The 22,275-nt window shown below is 70.9% G+C and carries 22 protein-coding genes; 12 read left to right on the forward strand and 10 right to left on the reverse strand.

Annotated elements, in window-relative coordinates:
* Nucleotides 1-176: 176 nt before the first annotated feature.
* Together EAS64_RS21345 and EAS64_RS21350 are read right to left on the reverse strand one after the other, a co-directional pair.
* A complete protein-coding gene (locus EAS64_RS21345) occupies nt 177-548 on the reverse strand; it encodes a cupin domain-containing protein (RefSeq protein WP_145855359.1) in 372 nt (123 codons plus the stop codon).
* A complete protein-coding gene (locus EAS64_RS21350; RefSeq protein ID WP_222849488.1) occupies nt 545-1,762 on the reverse strand; it encodes an NAD(P)/FAD-dependent oxidoreductase in 1,218 nt (405 codons plus the stop codon). The genes EAS64_RS21345 and EAS64_RS21350 overlap by 4 nt, the downstream gene beginning before the upstream one ends.
* Before the next feature lie 145 nt (nt 1,763-1,907).
* Between EAS64_RS21350 and EAS64_RS21355 the strand changes: the two genes are divergently transcribed.
* From EAS64_RS21355 to EAS64_RS21365, 3 genes are all read left to right on the forward strand, one after another.
* Entirely contained in the window at nt 1,908-3,092 is a 1,185-nt protein-coding gene (locus EAS64_RS21355; RefSeq protein WP_145855361.1) for an acyl-CoA dehydrogenase family protein, read from the forward strand.
* Between the two features lie 130 nt (nt 3,093-3,222).
* Nucleotides 3,223-4,305, forward strand: a complete 1,083-nt coding sequence (locus EAS64_RS21360; protein WP_145855363.1) for a sensor histidine kinase — start codon at nt 3,223-3,225, stop codon at nt 4,303-4,305.
* A gap of 63 nt (nt 4,306-4,368) precedes the next feature.
* Nucleotides 4,369-4,743 carry a pentapeptide repeat-containing protein gene (locus EAS64_RS21365; RefSeq protein ID WP_222849489.1) on the forward strand — a complete coding sequence of 125 codons (375 nt, stop codon included), beginning with the start codon at nt 4,369-4,371 and terminating at the stop codon, nt 4,741-4,743.
* A 99-nt stretch (nt 4,744-4,842) separates the two neighbouring features.
* On the opposite strand, the gene EAS64_RS21370 is transcribed toward EAS64_RS21365, so the two are convergent.
* Complete coding sequence (locus EAS64_RS21370; RefSeq protein ID WP_222849490.1) at nt 4,843-6,039, reverse strand: aromatic ring-hydroxylating oxygenase subunit alpha; 1,197 nt, start codon at nt 6,037-6,039, stop codon at nt 4,843-4,845.
* A 271-nt stretch (nt 6,040-6,310) separates the two neighbouring features.
* On the opposite strand from EAS64_RS21370, the gene EAS64_RS21375 reads away from it, so the two are divergent.
* Both EAS64_RS21375 and EAS64_RS21380 read left to right on the forward strand, forming a co-directional pair.
* Nucleotides 6,311-6,862: a hypothetical protein gene (locus tag EAS64_RS21375; protein WP_145855367.1), complete on the forward strand. Its 552-nt coding sequence runs from the start codon at nt 6,311-6,313 to the stop codon at nt 6,860-6,862.
* Nucleotides 6,863-6,926: 64 nt separating this feature from the next.
* Entirely contained in the window at nt 6,927-7,328 is a 402-nt protein-coding gene (locus tag EAS64_RS21380; protein ID WP_145855369.1) for a DUF2237 family protein, read from the forward strand.
* Between the two features lie 8 nt (nt 7,329-7,336).
* Here the strand turns inward: EAS64_RS21380 and EAS64_RS21385 are convergent, their stop codons facing one another.
* On the reverse strand, nt 7,337-7,738 hold the full coding sequence (locus tag EAS64_RS21385; RefSeq protein ID WP_187366082.1) for a VOC family protein: 402 nt from the start codon (nt 7,736-7,738) through the stop codon (nt 7,337-7,339).
* A 133-nt stretch (nt 7,739-7,871) separates the two neighbouring features.
* On the opposite strand from EAS64_RS21385, the gene EAS64_RS21390 reads away from it, so the two are divergent.
* Entirely contained in the window at nt 7,872-8,795 is a 924-nt protein-coding gene (locus EAS64_RS21390) for an aldo/keto reductase (protein WP_145855373.1), read from the forward strand.
* 140 nt (nt 8,796-8,935) lie between these two features.
* On the opposite strand, the gene EAS64_RS21395 is transcribed toward EAS64_RS21390, so the two are convergent.
* Nucleotides 8,936-11,668, reverse strand: a complete 2,733-nt coding sequence (locus EAS64_RS21395) for a polynucleotide kinase-phosphatase (RefSeq protein ID WP_439333613.1) — start codon at nt 11,666-11,668, stop codon at nt 8,936-8,938.
* Nucleotides 11,669-11,700: 32 nt separating this feature from the next.
* Entirely contained in the window at nt 11,701-13,272 is a 1,572-nt protein-coding gene (locus EAS64_RS21400) for a 3' terminal RNA ribose 2'-O-methyltransferase Hen1 (RefSeq protein WP_145855375.1), read from the reverse strand.
* A 154-nt stretch (nt 13,273-13,426) separates the two neighbouring features.
* On the opposite strand from EAS64_RS21400, the gene EAS64_RS21405 reads away from it, so the two are divergent.
* Genes EAS64_RS21405 through EAS64_RS21420 form a run of 4 tightly spaced genes read left to right on the forward strand, consistent with a single transcriptional unit; the run spans nt 13,427 to nt 16,245 of the window.
* Nucleotides 13,427-13,861 carry a PadR family transcriptional regulator gene (locus tag EAS64_RS21405; protein ID WP_222849491.1) on the forward strand — a complete coding sequence of 145 codons (435 nt, stop codon included), beginning with the start codon at nt 13,427-13,429 and terminating at the stop codon, nt 13,859-13,861.
* A complete protein-coding gene (locus tag EAS64_RS21410; protein ID WP_145855377.1) occupies nt 13,842-14,684 on the forward strand; it encodes a hypothetical protein in 843 nt (280 codons plus the stop codon). Before EAS64_RS21405 ends, EAS64_RS21410 begins: the two co-directional genes overlap by 20 nt.
* A gap of 28 nt (nt 14,685-14,712) precedes the next feature.
* On the forward strand, nt 14,713-15,111 hold the full coding sequence (locus EAS64_RS21415; RefSeq protein WP_145855379.1) for a hypothetical protein: 399 nt from the start codon (nt 14,713-14,715) through the stop codon (nt 15,109-15,111).
* Between the two features lie 27 nt (nt 15,112-15,138).
* Complete coding sequence (locus EAS64_RS21420) at nt 15,139-16,245, forward strand: DNA polymerase IV (RefSeq protein ID WP_145855381.1); 1,107 nt, start codon at nt 15,139-15,141, stop codon at nt 16,243-16,245.
* Nucleotides 16,246-16,565: 320 nt separating this feature from the next.
* Here EAS64_RS21420 and EAS64_RS21425 read toward each other — a convergent pair whose 3' ends face one another.
* From EAS64_RS21425 to EAS64_RS21440, 4 genes are all read right to left on the reverse strand, one after another.
* Complete coding sequence (locus EAS64_RS21425) at nt 16,566-17,045, reverse strand: GNAT family N-acetyltransferase (RefSeq protein ID WP_145855383.1); 480 nt, start codon at nt 17,043-17,045, stop codon at nt 16,566-16,568.
* A 71-nt stretch (nt 17,046-17,116) separates the two neighbouring features.
* On the reverse strand, nt 17,117-17,737 hold the full coding sequence (locus tag EAS64_RS21430) for a DUF2461 domain-containing protein (RefSeq protein ID WP_145855385.1): 621 nt from the start codon (nt 17,735-17,737) through the stop codon (nt 17,117-17,119).
* Between the two features lie 86 nt (nt 17,738-17,823).
* Nucleotides 17,824-18,474, reverse strand: a complete 651-nt coding sequence (locus EAS64_RS21435; protein ID WP_145855387.1) for a response regulator — start codon at nt 18,472-18,474, stop codon at nt 17,824-17,826.
* Nucleotides 18,471-20,216, reverse strand: coding sequence for a HAMP domain-containing sensor histidine kinase (locus EAS64_RS21440; RefSeq protein WP_145855389.1), 1,746 nt, complete (start codon nt 20,214-20,216; stop codon nt 18,471-18,473). Before EAS64_RS21440 ends, EAS64_RS21435 begins: the two co-directional genes overlap by 4 nt.
* Nucleotides 20,217-20,543: 327 nt before the next feature.
* Between EAS64_RS21440 and EAS64_RS43715 the strand changes: the two genes are divergently transcribed.
* Nucleotides 20,544-21,068, forward strand: a complete 525-nt coding sequence (locus tag EAS64_RS43715) for a hypothetical protein (RefSeq protein ID WP_187366083.1) — start codon at nt 20,544-20,546, stop codon at nt 21,066-21,068.
* Nucleotides 21,049-22,260, forward strand: coding sequence for a peptidoglycan-binding protein (locus EAS64_RS21445; protein WP_187366084.1), 1,212 nt, complete (start codon nt 21,049-21,051; stop codon nt 22,258-22,260). The genes EAS64_RS43715 and EAS64_RS21445 overlap by 20 nt, the downstream gene beginning before the upstream one ends.
* The last annotated feature ends 15 nt before the right edge of the window (nt 22,261-22,275 follow it).

Consider the following 22,275-nt stretch of genomic DNA (forward strand, 5'->3'; position numbering starts at 1 on the left):
CGTCCCGGCGAACCGGGCGGACCTGAGCGCCATCTTCGGCACCGTGGATCCCGGCCGGTGCAACTGCCAGCGGTACAAGACGCGCGGCAGGCGTACGCCGACGCTGGCTTCCGCGAGGTCAGCACACCAAGCGTGCGCCGTGTGGTGATGCGCGTCGACTTCTGAGCCGAGAACGGCTAGAAGATCACGTAGACCTTGCGCACGGTCTCGTGCAGCTGCCATGTTCCCGCCCAGCCGCGCGGGAACACCGCGACGTCACCCGGGCCGATATCCGTGGGCGACCCGCCGTCCGGCGTGACGGTCAGCTTGCCGGACAGCACGTAGATGACCTCTGTCTCGTCCTGTACCCAGTACGAGGGGCCCGCGGTGCACTCCCAGATGCCGGTTGAGGCGCCCGAATCGTCAGCGGCGGACCAGATGGTCAGCCCCCGGGTCGACATCGGGATGTCCGCCGAGGTCGCCTCCTCAAGCGGCCCCCAGTCCTCGAGTTCCGCGGTGGCCGCGGCGGCGAGCAGGGCGGTGTCAATCACGGGCGGTGCATCGGTCATGCGCGGGACGCTTTCTCGTGGGAAGCCAGTTTTTCCGGGAAGGCCAGTTTTTCCGGGAAAGGCAGAGCGATCGGATCGGCGGCAAGCCTACTGTGCCCGCTCGCGTCGAAGCGGTCGAGCCCCAGGTCAGTGGTATCAACGATGTCCGAGGCGCCAGTGAGCGCGAGGTCCGCGGCGGCCCGGGCCACCGCGGGTCCCCACATCATCCCCGCCCCGCCGGCCGACGCCACGAACACCGACGAGTAGCCGGGCGCCGCGCCGATGATCGGCAGGTGGTCGGGCGTGAAGTCGATCGTCGCCGCCCAGGCGCGCCGGATGCCAAGCCCGGCCGTGAGCGGCACGAGCGCGGCAAGCCGCGTCCGCATCAGCGCCAGGTAGTCATAGTCGATGGTCCTGTTCTCACCGGGTGGCTCGTCAGGGTCGCTCATCCCGAACAGCAGGCCGCCCTCTTCGGGCCGCCAGTAGAGACCGGACGGCACGTCGAAGGCCATCGGCGTGTCCGCGAAGGCCTGGTGCTGCTCAGTGACGAAGACCTGGTGCTGCACGCCGCCCGCCGGGACCGAGATCCCCGCCAGGGCGCCGACTTCGGCGAGCCGCGGCCCGCCGGCCAGCACGACAAGCCCGGCCTCGACCTCGCCAAGCGACGTCCGCACCGTACGGCCGTCAGCGGAAAGCCCGGTGAACCGGGTTCGCTCGGCCACCGTCACGCCGGCCAGGGCCAGCGCCGCCGTGTACGCGGCGACGTTGCGCGGCGGCGTGATGAACCCGTCCTCGTCGCAGTAGGAGGCGCCGAGCGTGACGCCGTGCGCCATCGTCGGGTTGATGTCGTCGACCTCTGCAGGAGTCAGCCACCGCACCGGAAGGCCGAGCGATTGCTGCATCGCGATCCTGGCGTGCGCCGCGGCCACCTCCGGCTCGGTGAACGCGGGCAGCAGGTAGCCCTGCTGGGTGAATCCCGAATCGGTGCCGATCTCCTCGCGCTGGCGCAAGTAGAACTCGCGCGTCCAGCGCCCGAGCCGCACCGCCTCAGGGGTGCCGCCCTGGACGCGGACGACGCCGGCCGCCCGGCTCGACGCGCCCTGTCCGAGCAGGCCCTTCTCGATGAGAATCACGTTGTCAAGTCCGGCCCGGCGCAGGAACCAGGCGCACCAGGCGCCCACGGTTCCCCCGCCCACGACCACCGCGTCGGCGGGTTTCGGCAGGTTCATTGGCATGGCTCGATGCTAGGCTTAGACTGAACATTCAGTCAATGCTTCAGCCGCCGGCTCGCCCCGCCACGCAGACACCGCCACGCGGAAACAGCGGCGGCAAAAGCCGTCAGGCCAGCCGGCAGACCGGCAGAGAGGTAGGCAGCCGCGCATGTACGGCCTGTCAGCGGCAGATGAGGACATCCAGGCGCGCGCCCGCGCCTTCGCCGATGAGCTGATACCGTTCGAGGTCCAGGCGGAACTCGACGGCGGCCTGCCGGACGACGTCACGCAGGCGCACAAGAAGCGCGCCATGGAACTCGGCGTCTACGCCACGAACATGCCGCGCGAGCTGGGTGGCATCGGCGCGAGCAGCCTCCAGCAGGTGCTCGTCCAGGAGCAGGTCGGCCGGGTGACCAACGCGCTCGGCTGGGTCGCCGCCACACCGCCGTCCTGGCTCCCGCCGGTCGCCACCGAAGACCAGCTCGAGCGCTACCTCAAGCCCACGGTCCGCGGCGAGCGCGAGGAGTGCTACGCGATCACCGAGGAGGGCGCGGGCTCGGACGTGGACGCGATCGAGGCCACCGCCTACCGCGACGGCGCCGACTGGGTGCTCAACGGCGTCAAGTGGCACGTCACGTCCTACAACACGGCCGACTACGCCTTCTTCCAGGCGAAAAAGACCGATGACCCGGAACGGGTTCGGCCTGCTCCCGACGCCGACCATTTGCTCTTCCTGGTCGACCTGCCCAGCCACGGCGTCTCCGTGGTCCGCACGCCCGCCTACTCGCACACCATCAGCCACCACCATCCGATCGTCGCCTTCGAGAACGTCCGGGTGCCCGCCGCGAACCTGGTCGGCGGCGAGGGCGATGGGATGCTGTACTCGCGCGAGTGGTTCCGCTTCGAGCGGCTGATGGTGGCGGCCCGCTGCACCGGCGCCGCCGAGCGCCTGGTCGCGGAGATGACCGCGTTCGCCACCACCCGGGTCGCCGGGGGAGCGCGGATCGCCGACCACGGCCTGGTCGCCGGCATGCTCGCGGACAGCGTCACGGAGCTGTTCGCCGCCCGCTCGCTGCTGTACGAAACGGCCCGCGGCATCGACCGCGATCCGGCGGACACCAGGACCGCGCACGCGCAATGCTCGATGGCCAAGCTGTACTGCTCGGAGATGGCCGGCCGGGTCGCCGACCGCGCCGTCCAGGTCTTCGGCGGCCGCGGCTACATGCGGGAGAACGTCGCCGAGCGCTTCTTCCGCGAGTTGCGCGTGGAGCGCATCTGGGAGGGCACCAGCGAGATCCAGCGCATGATCATCGCCCGTCAGCTGGCCAACCGCGGCGTCACCGCCCTGGCCTGACTCGCGTCGTCACGGCCCGATGACGGATTGGTCATCTTTGCGCGGGTTACTGGTCCCGCCGGCTGCGGGCTCCTACCGTAGATGGCACAGGCGTCCGGCGTACCCTGATGCCGTCTGGCGGGAGGCGCCAATGCTGCGGCGGATACGGCACCGGCTGCGGTCGTCGTGGCTGGACATCACCTGGGTGCTGTTCGTCGGCGTGAACCTGCTCGCGATGCGTGCGATGGGTGCCTGGTCGACGATTCCTTTCCTGGTCATCTGGGTGAGCCTGACGCTCGTTTACGGGTTCCGGATGTGGCGGCTGCAGCCGGCCATCTTGACGGTGGGCCTGGTGACGCTGGCGACCGGCGGGATCATCGTGGCCCAGGTGGTGGACGGCCAGCAGGAGGCTGACTACCTGATCGAGGTGCCGCTGGTCGCGCTGATGTTCCTGGCGATGGTCTGGCACGGGCGGCGACGGCAGGCGGCGCTCCTGGAGCGGCTCGCGGCGATGGCCGAAGTGCAGCGCATCTCCCGGGAGAACCAGCAGCTGCTTGAGCAGCAGCAACTGTTCCTTGTCGATGCCTCACACGAGCTGGGCACGCCGATCACCGTGGCGCTCGGTCACGCGGAGCTCATCGAGCAGTCGGTCACCGACAAGACGGTCGTCGAGGACGTCCGCGTGGTGATCGGCGAGCTGGCGAGACTGCGCAGGCTGTCCAGCCGCCTGCTGCTCCTTGCCTCGGCCGGCAGCCCTGGCTTCCTTGACCTGGCGCCGGTCGGTATCGATTCGATCGTGATAGAGGCGCTGGACCGCTGGGGTTATACGCCGCGCAGGTGGCGGCTGGGGGAAATGACTGAGGCGACCGTTTCTGGTGACCGTGACCGGCTGGCGGTGGCGCTTGACGCGCTGCTGGAGAACGCGATCGCGCACACCGGCAAGGACGACCTCATCGAGCTGAGCGCCCGGGCCGAGGACGGGCAAGTCGTCTTGACCGTGGCCGATTCCGGCTGCGGCATCGCGGAAGCCGACCTGAAGCGGATCTTCGACCGGTTCTCCCGCGCAACCCCCTACGTGAGCCGGGAGTCCGGCGGTTTTGGGCTCGGGCTGCCGACCGCGGCGGCGATCGCCGAGGCCCATCGTGGCTCGGTCCGGGTGAGCAGCACCCCGGGCGAGGGTTCGACGTTCGAGCTCCTGATACCCGCGGGGGCCGGCGCGCAGCCCTTGACGTAACCCGTTCAGTCGCGCCGGGCGTCTAGCTGAGGTTTACTGGGCCAGGAGCCGGAGGCGACCGCGGTGAACAGGCTGAGTTGGCGGATCTGGGCAGGCGCTACGGGTGCCGCCCTGCTGCTGGTGACAGGGGCGGTAGCGGCGGTCCCGGTGTCGGCCGCACCGCGTGCCGCGACCGTGACGTGCCCGACGGTCGACCCGGCGACCGGCGCTGTCACGCCCGCGCCAGCCCCCTCCGTTGACTGGAGCGGCTGCGACCTGGTCGGCGCGAACCTGACGAGCGCCAGCCTGCTGCTCGCCGACCTTTCTGACGCCAACCTCACCGCGGCCAACCTCACCAAGGCCAACTTTGACAGCGCCGACCTCTCGGGCGCTGACCTCACCAAGGCCAACCTAACCGAACGGCATCGTTTACTTCGGCACCCGTTCCGGCGGCGTTGAGGCATTCGCGGCCGGGTAAGCGTCCAAGCGCCGCGATCCCGTGCGGTTTCCGGGGTCCTGACCCCGGAAACTGCACGGGCATTCGCTAGTTGATCTTCATCACTCGGACGACGCCGCCGCCTGCACATGCGAGGCGCGCCACTCGCCGATCCGCTCGCCGAGGTAGCCGCGCGCCACCGTGGTGACGAACGAGTACACCGCGTCCTCGTCAGGCGCCAGCGGCCCGGGCGCGGCGAACGGCGAGGCGAGCCCGCGTTGCACCGACTCGCACGCCGACCAGTCCTGCCTGTTGGTCAGGTCCCAGAAGTCGACCGCGTACGACGGGTCGAACCCAGGCGACTCGACCGCCTCGGGCGCGAACGACCATGAGCAGGTGATCCGCGTCCGGTTGGCCGCCTCCGGGACCAGGACGTGCGTCATGACGTAGTCCGGGTGCAGGCTGAGCAGCACGTTCGGGAAGATCCCGACGTAGATGACCTCGCGCAGCGCCGTCGCCGACAGGCCGCGCAGCGGCACGCCGCCGCTCGAGCCGTCAAGCGACATCGTCGCGGCGCCGTCGCGCAGCGACATCCAGCCGCCGATCCAGGAGCCGGTCGTCTCGTAGTTCGCGCCGCTGTGCGGTGGCGACACGCTGCACAGTTCCGGGTGGATTGTGGGGCAGTGGTAGCACTCGTGGTAGTTCTCGGTGAGGATCTTCCAGTTGGACGCCGCGTCGTAGACGTGTGTCGCGGCCACCACCAGGCGTTCCGGCTCGTACGGCGCGACGAGCTCGTCGAGGGCGGCGAGCGGCAGCGGCCCTGCCGCGCCGCCTGAGCCGTCGACGAACACCAGCCCGTGCCATTCGGCCGCCGGCAGCTCGCGCAGTGACCACTCGCTGGCGGTGAGGCCTTTGTAGCCCGGCGCGCCGCGCAACTCGCCCTTCAGCGTGTACGCCCACGAGTGGTACGGGCAGATGATCGCCCGGGCGTTGGTGGCTCTGCCGTTACCAGCGGGGCCGCCGCACGGCAGCAGCTCGTGGCCGCGGTGCCTGCAGGTGTTCGCGAAGGCCCGGAGCGTCATATCGTCACCGCGCACGATGAGCGCGCTCCCGGCCCCGGTGCCGACCGCGATCTGGTCCCCGGCCGCGGGCAGCTGCGACGCGTGCCCGGCGCACGTCCACCCGCCGCCGAAGAAGTGCTCCCGCTCCCAGGTGAACACCTCGGCGGACGTGTACGCGGCAGGCGGCAGCATCCGGCTCTCGCCGAACGGCCGCAGGGCCGTCGCCAGCTGACCGTTGTCGAGTGGCGCCGGCGGCAAGCGATCACTGCCGTGAGTAGGAGGAATGGCTACGGCTGACGCGAAATCCTGACTGACCATACAGTCAAGGCTAGGCAACTGTTCAAAGGCTGTCTATATGAAGACTGACACAGACCTGACTTCCCCGCTGGGACTTGCCCGCCCGGACTTACCAGGACTAACCGGGCAGGCTTCCGCGCCGCCATTGCCGTGGCGCGGCACCTCGGCCACACTTCCCTCAACGGCGAGCACCCGCCGCGGCTGTCACGACGAGCCGGAAGTTACGTGACACATGCGCTTCGCGACTCTGATCTGCTGGCTTGTCACCGCGAGCCTGGGCGCGTTCATGCTCCACGCCTGGCTGGCGCGTGGCGGGCTCGACCGGGAGCGCGTCAAGCCGGGCGGGCTGCCGCCGCAGCTGGTATTCGGCCACGCCTGCGCGGCCGTCGGCGGCCTGCTGATCTGGTCCGCCTTCCTCGCCTCCGGCGTTCGGCCGCTCGCCTGGGCCGCGGTCGGCCTGCTCATGGTGGCGGTCGGTCTCGGATTGTGCACGGTGACGCTGTGGACTCCGTATCCGGCACACAAGCCTGGGGAGCGCCGGCCGGCCGCCGCACCGGACGCGCCCAAGCCGGGTCAGCAACCGGGTGAGCAGCCGGGTGAGCAGTCGGGTATGCAGCCGGAATTCTCCGTGACCGACGAGATGATCGCCCAGCTGATGGCAAATCCGGCCCTGCCGCGCGGGCCGGGCCCGATCCGGCCGAATCCGGCCGTGCTCGTCCCGGTCGCCCACGGCTTCGCCGCGATCGGGACTTTCCTGCTCGCCGTGATGAGCGCGATCAGGTGAGTTGCCTGCGCTGTTCGGCCGCCGAGGGTTGCGTATGCGGGGCACAGCTGTCGATACTTCTGGGATGGGTGCACGGAACGTGCTCGGCGGCGAGCTTGAGCCATGTGGGACTGACCCGCTTACCGGCTTTTACCGGGACGGCTGTTGTAACACCGGACCGGAAGACGGCGGCAGTCACACCGTCTGCGCGGTGGTGACGAGCGAGTTCCTCGAGCACCAGCGCAGCATCGGCAACGACCTGAGCACGCCGATGCCGCAGTACCGCTTTCCCGGCCTGGTGCCGGGGGACAGGTGGTGCGTGACGGCGGCGAACTGGCTGCGCGCGTACCAGGACGGCCTTGCGGCCCCGGTCGTGCTCGCGTCCACCCATGAGCGAGCCCTGGAGATCATCCCGATCACAGCGCTCAAGCAGCACTCGGTCGACGTTCCCGCCGACGCGAGTGCGCTCGAGGACAAGGGCCACTGACCGCCGCGTTACCCCTTGGCGACCGGAGCGTGGATCTCCCAGACGTTGCCGTCCGGGTCGGTGAAGTGCGCGCACCGCAGGCCCCAGTGCCGGTCCTCAGGCTCCCGGATGAAGGTCGCGCCCTTGGCCCGCAGTTCCTCGTAGGCGTCATCGACGTCGTCCACGCCGGTGGCCATCACGAACCGGCCACCACGCGACGGCTCGTGGTCCACGTCGCCGGGGCTCAGCAGGTCATCGGCGATGTCCCTGGCGATGAGCAGCATCCCGTTCGAACCGACGTTGTAGAACGCGTCGACACCGTCGGTGGCGTTCGCGCACTCAAGGCCCATGACGTTCTCGTAGAAGTCCCGCGCCTTGCGGTAGTCGGCGACGAAGAGCACGTTGAGGTAGCCGTCGTACTTGATGGTCATGCCCAGCCTCCCAGCTGTCCGATGTTCACCAGGATGACGAGAATCTCCGGCGATTCTCATCGGCCCTCAGCCCGGCGAGCGGGGCGGGATCGCGCATCGCGGCCGCAACGGCCGCCGGGATAGCGTGGGCGGCATGGCGATCATGACACGAGTCCTCGGGCGAACCGGCGCGGACGTGACCATCCTCGGCTATGGCGCGATGGAGCTGCGCGGGCTGCCCAGGGGCCCCGAGGTAGCAGACGAAGACGCGGGCCGGCTGCTCAACTCCGTGCTCGACGGCGGCATCAACCTGATCGACACCGCGCCGGACTACGGTCGCAGCGAGGAGCTGATCGGCACGTACCTCGGCCACCGCAGGGACGAGTACTTCCTCGCCTCCAAGTGCGGCTGCCCGCTCGAGTTCCCCACCGACGCACCGCCGCCCTACCCGCACGACTACAGCGCAAGGAACGTCCGGGCCGACGTGGAGCAGTCACTGCGCCGCCTGCGCACCGACCGCCTGGACCTGGTCCAGGTGCACATGTCACCGAGCAAGGCGACGCTGGAGGAGAACGGCACCGTCGAGACGCTGCGCGAGCTGCAGCGCGAGGGCAAGCTCCGCTTCATCGGCATGTCGGGCATCCTCCCCGACCTGGCCGACCACATCGAGATGAACGTGTTCGACGCCTTCCAGATCCCCTACTCGGCGGTCCAGCGCGACCACGAGAGCCTGATCGCCGAGGCGGCGGACCAGGGCGCGGGCACGCTCATCCGAGGCGGTGCCGCGCGCGGCGCGGCGTCGGAGGAGAAGAACTGGCGTAACGGTCCGCTCACCCAGGAACCCGGTGTCGGCAGGCGGAACTGGGAAGACTCGGGCATCGAGGACCTGCTGCATGAAGCCGGCATCGGCCGGATGGAGTTCATCCTGCGCTTCACGCTCAGCCACCCCGGCCTGTCGACCACGATCGTCGGCACCGCGAACCGGGCACACCTGGCGTCCAACATCGCGGTGGCGGAGCGGGGACCGCTGCCCGCCGACCTGTACGAGGAGGCAAGGAAGCGGCTTCCGTTGCCCTGATAACACCGCTGCCCTGGTCAGCCTGGATCAGCCGAGCTCACGCCACGGCGAGCGCGCCGGTGACCGGCGGATTCGCCAGGCACATCACGCAGGCCCGGCGCGCCAAGCCGACCCCGCTGCCCTCATCAAGTCGCCGGCCGCTACAGCCGCGGGTCGACGGGCTCCGACTCGAGCGCGAGCACGCCGAACACGCACTCGTGCACCCGCCACAGCGGTTCGCCGCTGGCCACCCGGTCTAGCCCCTCGATGCCGAGCGCGTACTCGCGCAGCGCGAGCGACCGCTTCTTGGCGACGGACCGGGTCCGCAGCCGTGCCAGGTTCTCCGGCTCGGTGTAGTCGGGGCCGTAGATGATCCGCAGGTACTCACGGCCGCGCACCTTCAGCCCCGGCTGGGCCAGGCCCTTCGGCCCGCGGACCAGGCCCGAGGCTGGCTTGACCACCATGCCCTCGCCGCCGGACTCGGTCAGCGCCAGCCACCAGTCGGCGGCCGCCGCGCAGGAGGCGGCATCGGCGGTGTCCGCGTACACGTGCCTGGTCTGCGCGCACAGCTCCGGGTCGGCTGCCGCCAGCCGGGCGGCGACATCCAGGTGCCAGGAGTGCGGCTGAGTGGCGTGCGCGGCGCCCTCGGCGGCGAGCACCGTGAACGGCGCCAGCCGCAGCCCGTTCAGGCCGTCGACCGGCCAGCAGTACCGCTGGTAGGCGGCCGCGAAGCCGTCGGCGTTGGCCTGCCGGGACCGGGTCCGCGCGAGCAGGTCCGTGAGCGCTCCGGCTGAAGCGCTCCCGCGCGGCACGACGATGCCGTCGGCTTCCCCGGCTTCCCCGACCGCGCCGACTTCCCGGGCCGTGCCGGCCGCGCCGGCTTCCCCGGCCGTCCCGGCCGGCCCCGCGTCCGCCAGCCGCGTTACCGCCTGTTCAAGGACGGCGACCGCCGCCGGCAGTACCGCGCGGGCGGCGGCACCGACCGCGCCGTACTGGTCGCGAAGCAGCTGCCCCGCCTTGGCCGACCATGGCAGCAGCTCCGCGTCGAGCAGCAGCCAGGAGGTGGACAGCTCGTCGAACAGCCCGGCCGCCGTCGCGGCGGACCGCACCCGGTCGAGCAGCGCGGCCGTCAGTTCCGCGCCGAAGAACGGCCGCCCGGTCCGTGTCCACACCGCACCGCCGCCCATGCCCGCGGTCACGCTGAAGCGGTTCATCGCATCGGCCTCGGACCGGCACACCAGGACCACGGCGCGCGAGCCCATGTGCTTCTCCTCGCACACGACCTCGCGAACGCCAGCTTCGGCGAACGCCGCGAACGCCTGGTCCGGGTGCTCGAGCAGGTCGCCGTCCGGTGACGTGCTCACCGGGGACATGGTCGGAGGCAGGTACAGCAGCCAGCGCGGGTCGATCGCGAACCGGCTCATCACCTCAAGGGCGGCGGCCGCGTTCGCCTCGCCGATCTTGATCCGCGGCACGTAGCCGGTGTCGATGATCCTGGTGCCTGTCACGTCCGTGATGTCGAGCACGTCGGGCTCGCGCCGAGCCGCGACGGCGGGCACCGGGCCGGCAGTAGCAGCCGCGCGGGCGGCCGAGTCCGGGGCGCCCGCCGTCTCCGGCGCTCCTGCGCTGTCCGCGGAATCCGCAGAGACCGGCGGGAATGGCCTTGCGGGCTCGTAGTAGACGCGGGCGGAGGGGGCGGAGACAAGAACCCGTTCGGGATAACTCAGTGCGGTGAGGGAGCCGCCGAACACACAGCCGGTGTCTAGGCACAGCGTGTTGTTCACCCATTCCGGCGCGGGCACCGGCGTGTGACCGTAGAGCACCATGGCGCGGCCTCGGTAGTCCTCCGCCCACGGATAGCGAACGGGCAGTCCGTAGTCGTCGGTCTCGCCGGTGGTCTGCCCGTACAGGCAGAACGAGCGGACCCGGGCAGACGCGCGGCCCTGGAGCCGTTCCGACAGGCCCGCGTGCGCGACGACGAGCCGGCCGCCGTCGAGCACGTAGTGCCCGACGAGGCGGTCGAGGAACGCCTCGACCGCGGTGCGGAACTCCGCGGGTTCCGCCGCGAGCTGCGCGAGCGTGGTCTCGAGCCCGTGCGACACCCGGACGTTCTTTCCGCGCAGCGCGCGCAGCAGCTTGTCCTCGTGGTTGCCCGGCACGGCGAGCGCGGTGCCCGCCGCGACCATGCCCATCGCCAGGCGCAGCACGCCGGGGGAGTCGGGGCCGCGGTCCACCAGGTCGCCGAGGAAGATGACACGCCGCCCCTCGGGGTGCGCCGCGTTCACCGGCCGCCCGGCCTCGTCGCGGTCGAGCGTGTAGCCGAGCTTCTCCAGCAGCGCGGTCAGCTCGGCGAGGCAGCCGTGCACGTCGCCGATCACGTCGAACGGCCCGGTCTCGTGCCGCAGATCGCTGTAGAGCCTGGTGCGGGTAATCGTCGCGGCCGCGATCTCGTCGGCGGAGCGGAGCACGTGCACCGTGCGGAACCCCTCGCGCTTGAGGTTCCGCAGCGACTTGCGCAACGCCGCGTGCTGCCGCCTGATCACGTGCGCGCCGAAGTCGCGGTCCGCCCGCCCGGCGTTGCGCGCCTCGCACACCGACGCCGGCAGGTCGAGGACGATCGCGACGGGCAGCACGTCGTGCTCGCGGGCGAGCGCGACAAGCGGCGCCCTGGCGTCTGGCTGCACGCTCGTCGCGTCGACGACGGTGAGCCGCCCGGCCGCGAGCCGCTTGCCCGCGATGTAGTGCAGCACGTCGAACGCGTCCACGGTGGCCGACTGGTCGTTCTCGTCGTCGGCGACGAGGCCGCGGCAGAAGTCGGAGGAGATCACCTCGGTCGGCATGAAGTTCGCCCGGGCGAACGTCGACTTACCCGACCCGGTCACCCCGACGAGCACGACGAGCGACAGCTAGGGAATGGAGAGCTCGCTCATGCGGCACCACCGTTCGCGGTCACCTGGATGCCGGCATGTGCCGTGACAGTGCCAGTCGGGGCCCCGGCCTTGGTGAAGACCGCCAGCTGCGTCGGCGACCCGGCGGCGGGCGACTCCGGGCCGACCCCTGCGAACCGGACCTCGTACCGGTAAGCCGCGGCGACCCGGGAGGCCCACTCCCCGAACTGGACGCGGTCCCACTCGAACCGGTGGTCGCGGTGCCGAAGCGCGCCCTCGGCCATCTGGTACTCGGCGTTGTACTCGCGGTTCGGCGTGGTGACCACGACGGCGCCGGGCGCTGCGAACCCGAACACGGCGCGCTCGAGCGCGCCAAGCCGGTCCGGTTCGACGTGCTCGATGACCTCCATCAGCACGGCGGCGTCGAGTCCGGCGAGCCGTGCGTCCCGGTAGGTGAGCGAGGACTGGAACATGGTCAGCCGCGCCCGGCGTGCCTCGGGCATCCGGTCAAGGCGCAGCCGCCGCGCGGCCTGCGCGAGGGCCCTGGCGGACACGTCGGCGGCGATCACCTGGGCGAACGCGGCGTCGTGCAGCAGGTCGCCGGTGAGCGCGCCCTCACCGCAGCCCAGGTCGGCCACGGTTCGCGCGCCTGTTTCCCGCAGCGCGGCGAGCACGGCCCGGCGTCGCAGCACCGCGAGCGAAACCGGCCGTTCAGGCTCGGCTTCGCCCTCGGGCTGTGCTTCGCCCTCGTGCATTGCTTCGGCCTCTGACGTCTCGGCTTCCAGCGTCCGCGCTTCCTGCGTCTCGGCCTCCGGGGTGCCGGGCTCGGCCGTCGCGTCGGGCGTCTCGGGCTCGAGCTCGGGCACCGCGTTGTCGATCTCGGCCGGGTCAAGGTCGTCAGACTCGGCGAGCCGCGCAAGCGCCGCGTCGGTCAGCGCCCGCCGGTGCAGCAGGTACCGCCGGCTGATCAGCGCCCGCTCCGGATGCCCGGCCAGCCACCCGGCGCCCGCGCGGATCAGCTTGTCCACCTCATCCGTCGACACCCAGTAGTGCTTGGCGTCATCAAGCACGGGCAGCAGCACGTACAGGTGGTTGAGCGCGTCCGCCAGCCGCACGGTCCCGGTCAGCCGCAGGTCGACGTAGGCCGAGTCGCCCCAGGACGCGGGCTCCAGCGGCACCGGCGCCGCGTGCACGTCCCAGCCGAGCGGGCAGAACATCCTCATCGCGAGCGCGGGCCCGCCGGTGCAGCGCAGCGCTGGCACCCGGATCTCCAGCGGGATCGCGGCGGCGGCCAGCTCCGGCCGCGCCTCGCACCGCCCGGCGAGCGCGCTGCCGAACACCCCCTTGAGCGCGACGGCGAGCAGGCTGGACGCGGCATACGGCCGGTCGTTCACGTAGTGCGTGACGCTGTCCCCAGGACCGCGCACCAGCGCCACCGGGTCCACGTCGAGCAGCAGCGCCGCGGTGCACCGTTCGTCGGACGCCTCCGGGTAGAACACGTGCGCCGTCCCGCTCGCCACGCCGAACGCCTGCGCCCGCCCTGGATGCTTATGCAGCAGGAATCCCAGGTCGGTGGCGGGCGCACGGGTGGTGGTAACGGTCAGCAGCACCCCAGAATTCTCCCGGACGCCGGCTGAGAGACACAAACCAGTTATCCAGAACGAGTGCGGCTGACCCTGGCCAGCCCCGCTGATTTCCGATCGGCACGAGCTCTCATCGCACGGCCATTGACTTTATCTTGCGTGACAAGACATCATGTGCGACATGGGCAGTGACCCGGGCATGACAGAGCTGCGCCGCGGCGTGCTCGGCCCGTGCGTGCTCGCGCTGCTCGACGAGCGCCCGCGCTTCGGCCTTGAGCTCGTCCGCGACCTGGCCGCCGCCGGCGGCCTGCTGACCAGCGACGGCACTGTCTATCCGCTGCTCAACCGGCTCCGTGACGCCGGCCTGGTAACCAGCGAATGGCAGGACCAGGCGGGGGAGCGGGCGCGCCGCTACTACTTCATCACCGGCGAGGGCCGCGAGCAGCTCAAGGCGTTCCGCGCCGAGTGGACCGACTTCGCCGCGATTATCCAGTCGGTCCTGTTCCCGTCCTCGGCCACGCCTCAAGCAGATAACAGTAAGAAATCAGGCGCCTCGGACTCCCCGGCACGGGACGCACACGGGGAGGGAGCCGCCCATGAGCGACACGGTGCTTGAGCATCTCCTGGTCCGCAGCTACCTGCACGAACTCAGTGCGGCCTGCGTCACCCTGCCGGCCGCGCAGGCGCGTGAGCTGCGCGAGCAGATCACCGCCCACCTAGACGAGGCGCTGCCGCCTGACGCCACCGACGCCGAAGTGCGAGCCGAACTCACCCGGCTCGGCCGGCCGCGATCATTGGCCGCTGAAGTGGCAGGTCCTGGCTGGCAGCCGATCGCCAGGCGGCTGCGCAACTGGCTCGGCCACGTCCGCTGGTGGGTGTGGGCCGCGCTCGCGATACTCGTCGCGGCGCTCGGCACGTGGGCTGGTTTCCTCGACTCGATGAACAGCGCCGCGCCGCTACACGTTTCCGGGACCGGCTGGCTGTATCCCGTCGACCAGCAACGAGCGATCGATACCACGGCGGCCGGCGCCAACCAGACCACAGTCCCCGTTCGGTCGGGACAACGCCAGGGGATCACGCTCGCCGTATGGAACAACAGCGACTGGACGCAAGAGATCCTCGGGACCGATCCTCTCTGGTACTACGCAGAATTCACCGATGTCCAGGTCGACGTCGAGAGCGGACCGCACCTTAACCAGGTGGGCGAGCCGTACAACAGCGCTCGCTTCCTGTCGCCTGGCGTCATTCCGCCGCACTCCTACCGTTTCGTGCGCGTGACCTGGACGTCGAATATCTGCCTCGTTGGGAACGGCACTGAAACGTGGTTCGGCGACATCCCGCTTCAGGTCCGGGTCGGCGTCATCACGAGGACCGAGGACGTGAGGCTCGCCGGGGAGAACTTCGCGCTGGCGGGCCCGAGTTCCGGCCGCTGCTCTTAAGACGTCGTCATGGGGAAGGAGCCCGCCGATGAGCGACGCCGTCCCGGAGCGCTTCGGTCAGGAACAGGGCATTCTGGTCGGCCTCGTGAACAACAGCGACTGGACCCAGACCGTGGTCAGCGTCGGCCCCAACTGGCAGCCGTTCAGTGATCAGCCCCTTCAGGCCGCCGTGGCTAGCGGCAAGTGGGTTGACACGGGAAGCGCCGCCGGCCCGCTCAGTTGGTCGTCGCGTGGCAGCATCCCGCCCCACTCGTTCCGGCTGCTGCGCGTGCTGTGGAAGTCGGACATCTGCATGCCACCGACAAGCGGCGCGGCCATCCAGGAGGTCGTGCTCACCGTCCGCGTCGGCATCTTCACCAGGACAGAGGACATTCCACTGTATGACTTCTGGGAACTGTCCGGCGTCAAGAGAACCGAGTGCCACTGACCGGCGAGCCAGGGTAAGACTGTTGCCGTGACCTCCTGGGTGCTCCACCTGGACATGGACCAGTTCCTCGCCGCCGTCGAGCAACAGCGGAAGCCCGAGCTGCGCGGCAAGCCGATCGTGGTCGGCGGTGACGGCGACCCGAACAAGCGCGGCGTCGTCTCCACCGCCTCCTACGAGGCGCGGGAGTTCGGCGTGCATTCCGGCCTGCCGCTGCGCACGGCGGCCAAGCGCTGCCCGGACTGCGTGTTCCTGCCGGTGGACGCCGACGCCTACAACGAAGTCTCCGCGGTGGTGATGGACGTGCTCCGGGAGACCGGCTGCCCCGTCGAGGTCCTCGGCTGGGACGAGGCCTTCATCGGCGTTACCAGCGACGATCCCGAGGGCTTCGCCCGCGGCCTGGCCGCCGACGTCAAGGAGGCAACAGGACTCGACTGCTCGGTCGGCATCGGCGACAACAAGCTCCAGGCCAAGATCGCCACGGGCTACGGCAAGCCGGCCGGTGTCTACCGGCTGACCACGCAGACCTGGTTCCAGGTCCTCGGCGACCAGCCACCGGACGCCATCTGGGGCATCGGCGCGAAGACGCTGGCCAAGCTCGCGACCCTCGGCATCACCACCGTGCGGCAGCTCGCGGCCGCCGACATGGACCGCCTGGCGAAGGAATTCGGGCCGACCACGGGACCCTGGCTTGTCCTGCTCGGCAACGGCCGCGGCGAGAAGGACGTCGACTCCACCCCCTACGTCCCCCGTTCGCACGGCCGCGAGGTCACCTTCCAGCGCAACCTCGCCGACTGGGCGCAGGTGGGCACGGAGATCGCCCGGCTGGCCCGCCAGGTGGCTGGCGAGGTCACCGACCGCCCGGTGGCCCGCGTGGTGGTCAAGGTCCGCTACGCCCCCTTCGACACCATCACGCACGGCGCCCCGCTCGCACCGGGAACGCAGTCACCGCCCGGCATCCCGCAGCTCTACGGTGAACCGCTGCCACTCGACGACTCGCCCGCGCCCGGGGACGCCGACGCCGCCTGGGCCACCGTCATCGAACAGGCCGCGGAGGTCGCACTCGCGAAGTTCACCCCCGGCCGCCCCGTCCGCCTCCTCGGCGTCCGCGCCGAGTTCGCCGACAACCCCGAGTGACCGCGGTCAGGCTGCCGGGCCAAGCCTGGACTGTCGAGCCAGACCAATCCCGCGCCTCACGGGCCACCTCGTTCTCACGCGCCACGGCATCTCGAACATGATCACGGAAACTTTGATTATGACGGAACTTTTCTACCGGAATTGGGTAGAAAAATTCCGCGGTAATCGAAAGTTCCGTGATCATCCCTCGGTTCGGCGAAGCAGCCGGGGACGGCGGGACTAGTGGGACGAGTGATGCCCTCGTGGTTGCAAATCCCCGACATGCCCCGCGACCGGTCGGCACTGGTTCATCGTCGCGGCCGCCAAGGGATCGGTCTCGGCTAGAGCGCCCGGCTCATCCGGATCTCGGTAAGCGCGGGGTTGGAGGGCAGCGGCTGCTCCTCCCCGGTCGCCGTGAACCCGGACCGCTCGTACAGCCGCCGCGCCGCGTCGTTCATGTCGGTGACCCACAGCCACAGCGTGCCGAAGTCACGCGCCTTCGCCCACGAGGCGGCCGCCTCGATGAGCGCCTCGCCGACCCGCTGGCCGCGGAAGCCGGGCCGCACCCACATGGACACGAGGTCCGCCACGCCGTCCTCGACGTACACGCCGGCCAGCCCCGCGGGCGACGAATCAGGGTCGGTATAGGCGAAGAACGTCACCGACCGCTCGCTGATCCGCCCGCGCCACTGCGGCTCGCCGAAGGCGACCTCACGCGCGTACGTCGAACCGAACGCGTCCGGCGCCTCGGCGAGCGCGGCCAGCCGCACATCGCGCATCAGTTCCCAGTCATCGGCGGAAATCTCACGCACAAACACCATGGCGCCATGCTCCCGCGCCGCCCGCACCTGCCGCGAGCCATTTAACGCGTGAAGCCCAGACTCCGCGGGTCCTACTCCCCGACGTGCGAGATGAGCCAGTCACAGAGGTCTGCGCTCGACCGCAGGAAGTCGCCGACCTTCGCCGAGGCGGCGGAAGTCGCCAGCCACGGCTCGGGGTTCCAGTGCTGCCACGTGGTCAGCCCCTTGTGCCGCAGCAGCCCGATGCGCGGATGATCGGCCGAATACCCGCGCGGTGTGGACTTGAGCGTGCCGTGCCCGTGCACCTCGACGCCGTCTTTTTCCAGCGCGTCCACGATCGCGGCGAGCTCCGCGCCGTCCGGCCCGGCCACCCCGGCCCGGTACCTGATCAGCTCGTCGGCCTCGAGATGCCACCGCCCGGCCCCCGCGGACAGGCCGTCCGCCGACAGCTGCACGTAGCTGGTCCCGCCGAGCGTGGCACCGATGTGCGTTTTGTAGGGCGTTTTGTCGTGACTGAACCGGATGTCGCGGTACGGCCTGAAGACCTTCGCCTCGCCGAACTCGGGAGCGAGCTCGTCGAGCAGCTCCTCCATCGGGTGCAAGACCTTTTCCTGGTAGACAGCCTTCCGGCTGGTCCAGTACTCCTTCGAATTGTCATCCTCGAGGCCCGCATAAAAGGCAAGCGCCTCGGCCGGCCACCCGCTGAACGCCATGGCCCAAGACTACGACGGTGATCCAAGGTCAACGGCAAGAACAGGCCACCACCGAACGGTTGCCTGCCTTCGCCCCCTCCCCAATCTCACTGCCCGAGTGCCTGGTCGAGCGGTACCAGGCGGCGCTGCAGCGCGAAGATGGCCGCCTGGGTGCGGTCGGCAAGCCCGAGCTTGGCCAGGATGCTCGACACGTGGCTCTTCACCGTCTCCTCTGACACAGAAAGCGCTCGTGCGATCTCCCGGTTGGACCGGCCCTGGGCCAGGCCCTTGAGCACGTCGGTCTCCCTCGGGGTGAGCTGCGCGAGTGGGTCGGCGGCGGCCCGCCGCAGCTCGCGAAGCATCCGCGCGGTGGCGGCCGGCTGGAGCACGCTCTCGCCGCGCGCGGCGGCGCGCACCGCCTCGACGACCTGGTCCACGCCCGCGGTCTTGGGCAGGTAGGCGAGCGCCCCGGCCTTGAGCGCCTGGACGAGATGCTGGTCGTCGGCGGAAGAGGTCAGCACCAGGACGGCGACGGCCAGGCCCTCCTCCTGCAGCTTGCCGAGCACCCCGAGCCCGTCGAGCCGGGGCATGAGCAGGTCGAGCAGCACCACGTCCGGGCGGAGCGCGCGGATGGCGTCGAGCGCGGCCTCGCCGTCCGCTGCCTCGCCCGCGACCTCGATCCCCGGCTCGCCGGACAGCAGGAAGCGCAGTCCCTGTCTGACGACCTGGTGGTCGTCGGCGATAAGCACCCGGATCATCGGGCCTCCTCGGTGATGCTCTGTCCGGCGACCCCTCCGCCGGCGACCCCGGAACCGGCGACCCCTCCGCCGGCGACCCCGGAACCGGCGGCGCCGCCGCCGGCGACCCCTTCGCCGACGGCCGCCTCGCCGGTGACAATGGCCTCGCGCAGCGGGAAGCGGGCGCGGATCGTTGTGCCCTCGCCCGGAGCGCTCTGCACGGTCAGCAGGCCGCCGAGTTCGGCGACCCGGTCCCGCATCGTATGCAACCCGAGGCCGCCGGCCTCCTCATGCCGCGGCGCGGCGACGTCGAAGCCGCGGCCGTCGTCGCTGATCTCAAGGACCGCCTGCCCGCGGTCGCCGCGTAGCCGGACGGTGATCCGTGCCGGGTCGGCGTGCCGCGCGGCGTTGCCTACCGCCTCCTGCGTCACCCGGAGCATCGCGTGCTCGACCGCGGGCGGTAGCCCGTCGGCTTCGAGTCCTGCCAGGTCGACCTCGGCACGGACGGGGATGCCAAGCCGGTCGCGATAGGCCTGGCAGACGCCGTCCAGGGCGCGCGGCAGGTCGGCCTCCTCGAGCGCGACCGGGCGCAGCGCGAGCAGCAGCGACCGCATCTCGCGCATCGTGTCGCCCGCGGTCCGCTCCATGATCTCCACCTGGGGAAGCACCGGGGACTTCGCGGGCAGCGCCCGGCGCAGCCCGCCGGCGAGCACGTTTAGTGAGAACAGCTCCTGGGAGATGGAGTCGTGCAGCTCGCGTGCGATGCGGGTGCGCTCCTCGTGCCTGGCGTTGGCCGCGCCGAGCTGGCGGGTCGCGTCGAGCCAGGCCTGGAGCTGACCCGCCATCCGGTTGAAGTTCTCCTCGAGGCGGGACACCTCGTCGTGCCCGTGCACCGGAACCCGCAGTCCGAAGTCGCCGTCGCCCACCTGCTGGGTCAGCGCGGCGAGCCGCCCGAGACGCCGGGTCAGCCTCCGGGTGGACAGCAGCCCGAACGCCAGCCCCACAGGGATCGCGGCGGCGAGCAGCACCATGCCCGTCCTTACTAGGCCGGGTGACACGGTGACACCGCCGATCCCCGGTGCGGTGGCCGGGACCTCCAGGTAGAGCATCGCGACCGCCGTCGCACCGCCTGAACCCGCAGCGCCGCCGGTTGCCGTGGGGCTCGGCGCACCGGACGGCGCGCCCTTGACCTGGTCGGCGCCCGGCCCCGCCGTGATGGGCGCGGTCGCCCACACCACGTTTCCCGACGGGAGCGGTGCCTGCCCGCCGCCCTGTATCGCCCAGCGCACGAAAGAGCTTAGTACCTTGCGCGGCACGCCCTGCTGTGCGTCTGATCCGTGGCTGCCCCGGGGGAAGCACGCAGGGTAGGAGGACGCGAGCACGAGCCCGGCCCTGGATACCACGACGGCGAAGGAAGCGGAGGCGACGTCGCACTCGGCCGTCGTGAGCCGCGGGATGACCACCCCGCCGTTGCCGTCCGGCCGCGCCTGCCCGGCGGCGACCTGGCCGCCGCCGGTGGTGAGGTCGCCGTCCAGTTGCGTCGCCTTCGGCGTCCCGAGCTTGCCTATGACGTTGTCCAGCTTGGCCGTCATCCCCTGCGCCGTCGCCTGGGCAAGTCCCTGCACCGCCTGCCTCGTCAGCGGCGTCGGCGGGCTGAGTGCCGCGACTCCGAAGATCACCAGTTCGGTGAGCAGCACCACCCCCGCGGTGACCGCCACGTAGGTGGCGGTCATCGTGGCCTGAAGCCCCCAGCGCCTCGTCATGCCAGCTCCTTTGTGCCTCGGCCATTACCGCGCCGCACACGCCCGGCTCGATCGCGCGCCTTCCGGCGGGACCGGGACTTGACGCGCCTTGGCGGGCGTGGGGGGACGCCCACGGCGATAACAGTAACCCGCAGCTCAGCGCCGCTCCACCCGCTGGCGGGGGAGGGACGCTGCCCGGAATGGGGGAGGCAGGTTCGCTCCGGGCCGTGATGTGCCGCAGCGCCCGCCGCTGCCACTGTCGGAGAGGCACAGGAATCGGTGCACCGCCGTGGCTCAAGGCAGAAGGCATGCCGCGGACGGGGGCTCGATGACCAGAAGGGACAGCCAATGACTCAGCTCACTCGCCGCGGACAGGGCACGGCGCTGCTCGTGTCCGGCATCATGCTCGCTGCCGGCGCCCTGGCCGGCTGCGGTTCGGCGGCCGGCGGCGGCACGACGGCCGGCACCAGTTCCGCCACCCCGGATGACGAGACCATGTCGATCGTCACCTGCTACCGCACGCACGGCGATCCGTCGTTCCCCGACCCCGTCTACGACCCGAGCGACGGCCGGTGGCACTTCGCCATCTCACCGGGATCCGCCCCGGCAAGCACCCAGCAGGCATGCCAGCACCTGTTCCCGTCGAGCAACGCCTCGCCGCCAGTGCCGCAGGCCCAGTTCCAGAAGCTCGTCAGGTACGCCGAGTGCATCAGGCAGCACGGCGTGCCCAACTGGCCGGACCCGGACCCGGACGGCTCGTTCCCGCTGCCGTCATCGATTAACCCGAAGGACGCCGCGAACCAGGCCGCGGGGACCGCCTGCCAGCGGTACCTGCCGAGCAGCGGGCACATCGATGTCCACATCGTCTCCTGACTCCGCGCCAGGCACGGGCCTGGCGCATGAGGAAGCGCTGCGGGCGGGGCCGCCGCATGCCGCCCCGCCGCCGGCGCCGGCCCGCGGCAGGCGTCCGCTGGCGGTGGGGGTGACCGGAGTCGTGCTCGCCGCGGTGGCGGGCTTCGCGGCTCGGGGGCTGTGGCAGGGCGGTACGCATCCGCCGGTCGCCGCGGCGGTCACCGCGGCGACCGCTCTGGTGGTGCGCACCGACCTGTCCGCTCGCCAGCTGGTGGCCGGCACCCTCGGCTACCAGGGTTTTTTCACCGTCGCCAGCGAGTCGGGCGGCGGGATAATCACCTGGCTGCCCGCAGCAGGAGACATCGTGCGCCGCGGGCAGCCGCTGTTCGCCGTCGACGGCCAGCCGGTGACGCTGCTGTATGGCTCGCTCCCCGCCTGGCGGCCGTTCGTTCCCGGCATGACCGCCGGTCCCGACGTCCGGCAGCTCCAGCGCAACCTCGCCGCCCTCGGCTTCGATCCCGGCCCGGCTGACGGCGTGTTCGGCTGGGGCACGGAGCTCGCGGTGCAGCGGTGGCAGCAGTCCCGTGACGAGACCGTCACCGGCACGATTCCCCTCGGCGCGGTCGCGTTCCTGCCCGGGCCGCTGCGCGTCACCGCGACGCCGGAGCAGCCAGGCGCTCCTGTCGCGGCCGGCGCCAGCGTCGTCTCCGGAACGTCGCTGACGGCCGGCGTCCAGGTCTGGCTGCCGGTCGGCGGCCCGGCTGTCAGGCGTGGCGACCAGGTGACCGTCACGATGCCGGACGGGACCACCACCGTCGCAGGCACCGTGACCGCTGTCGGCAGCGTGGCCACCGTGCCCGGCGCGTCGGGCGGCCAGGCGAGTGGCAGTGGCCAGGGCGGCAGCGCGAATTCAAGCGGCAGCCAGGCTGCCGAGATCCCCGTCACGATTACCATCAGCGCGGCGATCCCGGCCGGACTCGACCAGGCGCCCGTTCAGGTGTCGATCACCCAGCGGCGGGCCGACGGCGTCCTCGCCGTTCCGGTGACCGCGCTGCTTGCCGCGCCAGGCGGCGGCTACGAGATTCAGGTCGCGGGCTCGCGCGATCGGCTGATCCCGGTGACGACGGGCCTGTTCGATGATGCCACCGGCCTCGTCGCGGTCACGGGCTCCGGGCTGGCGCCCGGCCTTGCCGTGACGGTCGCGCAGGGATGACGGGCCAGCCGATGA

It is taken from the genome of Trebonia kvetii (genome assembly GCF_007827045.1).
GTDB lineage: Bacteria > Actinomycetota > Actinomycetes > Streptosporangiales > Streptosporangiaceae > Trebonia > Trebonia kvetii.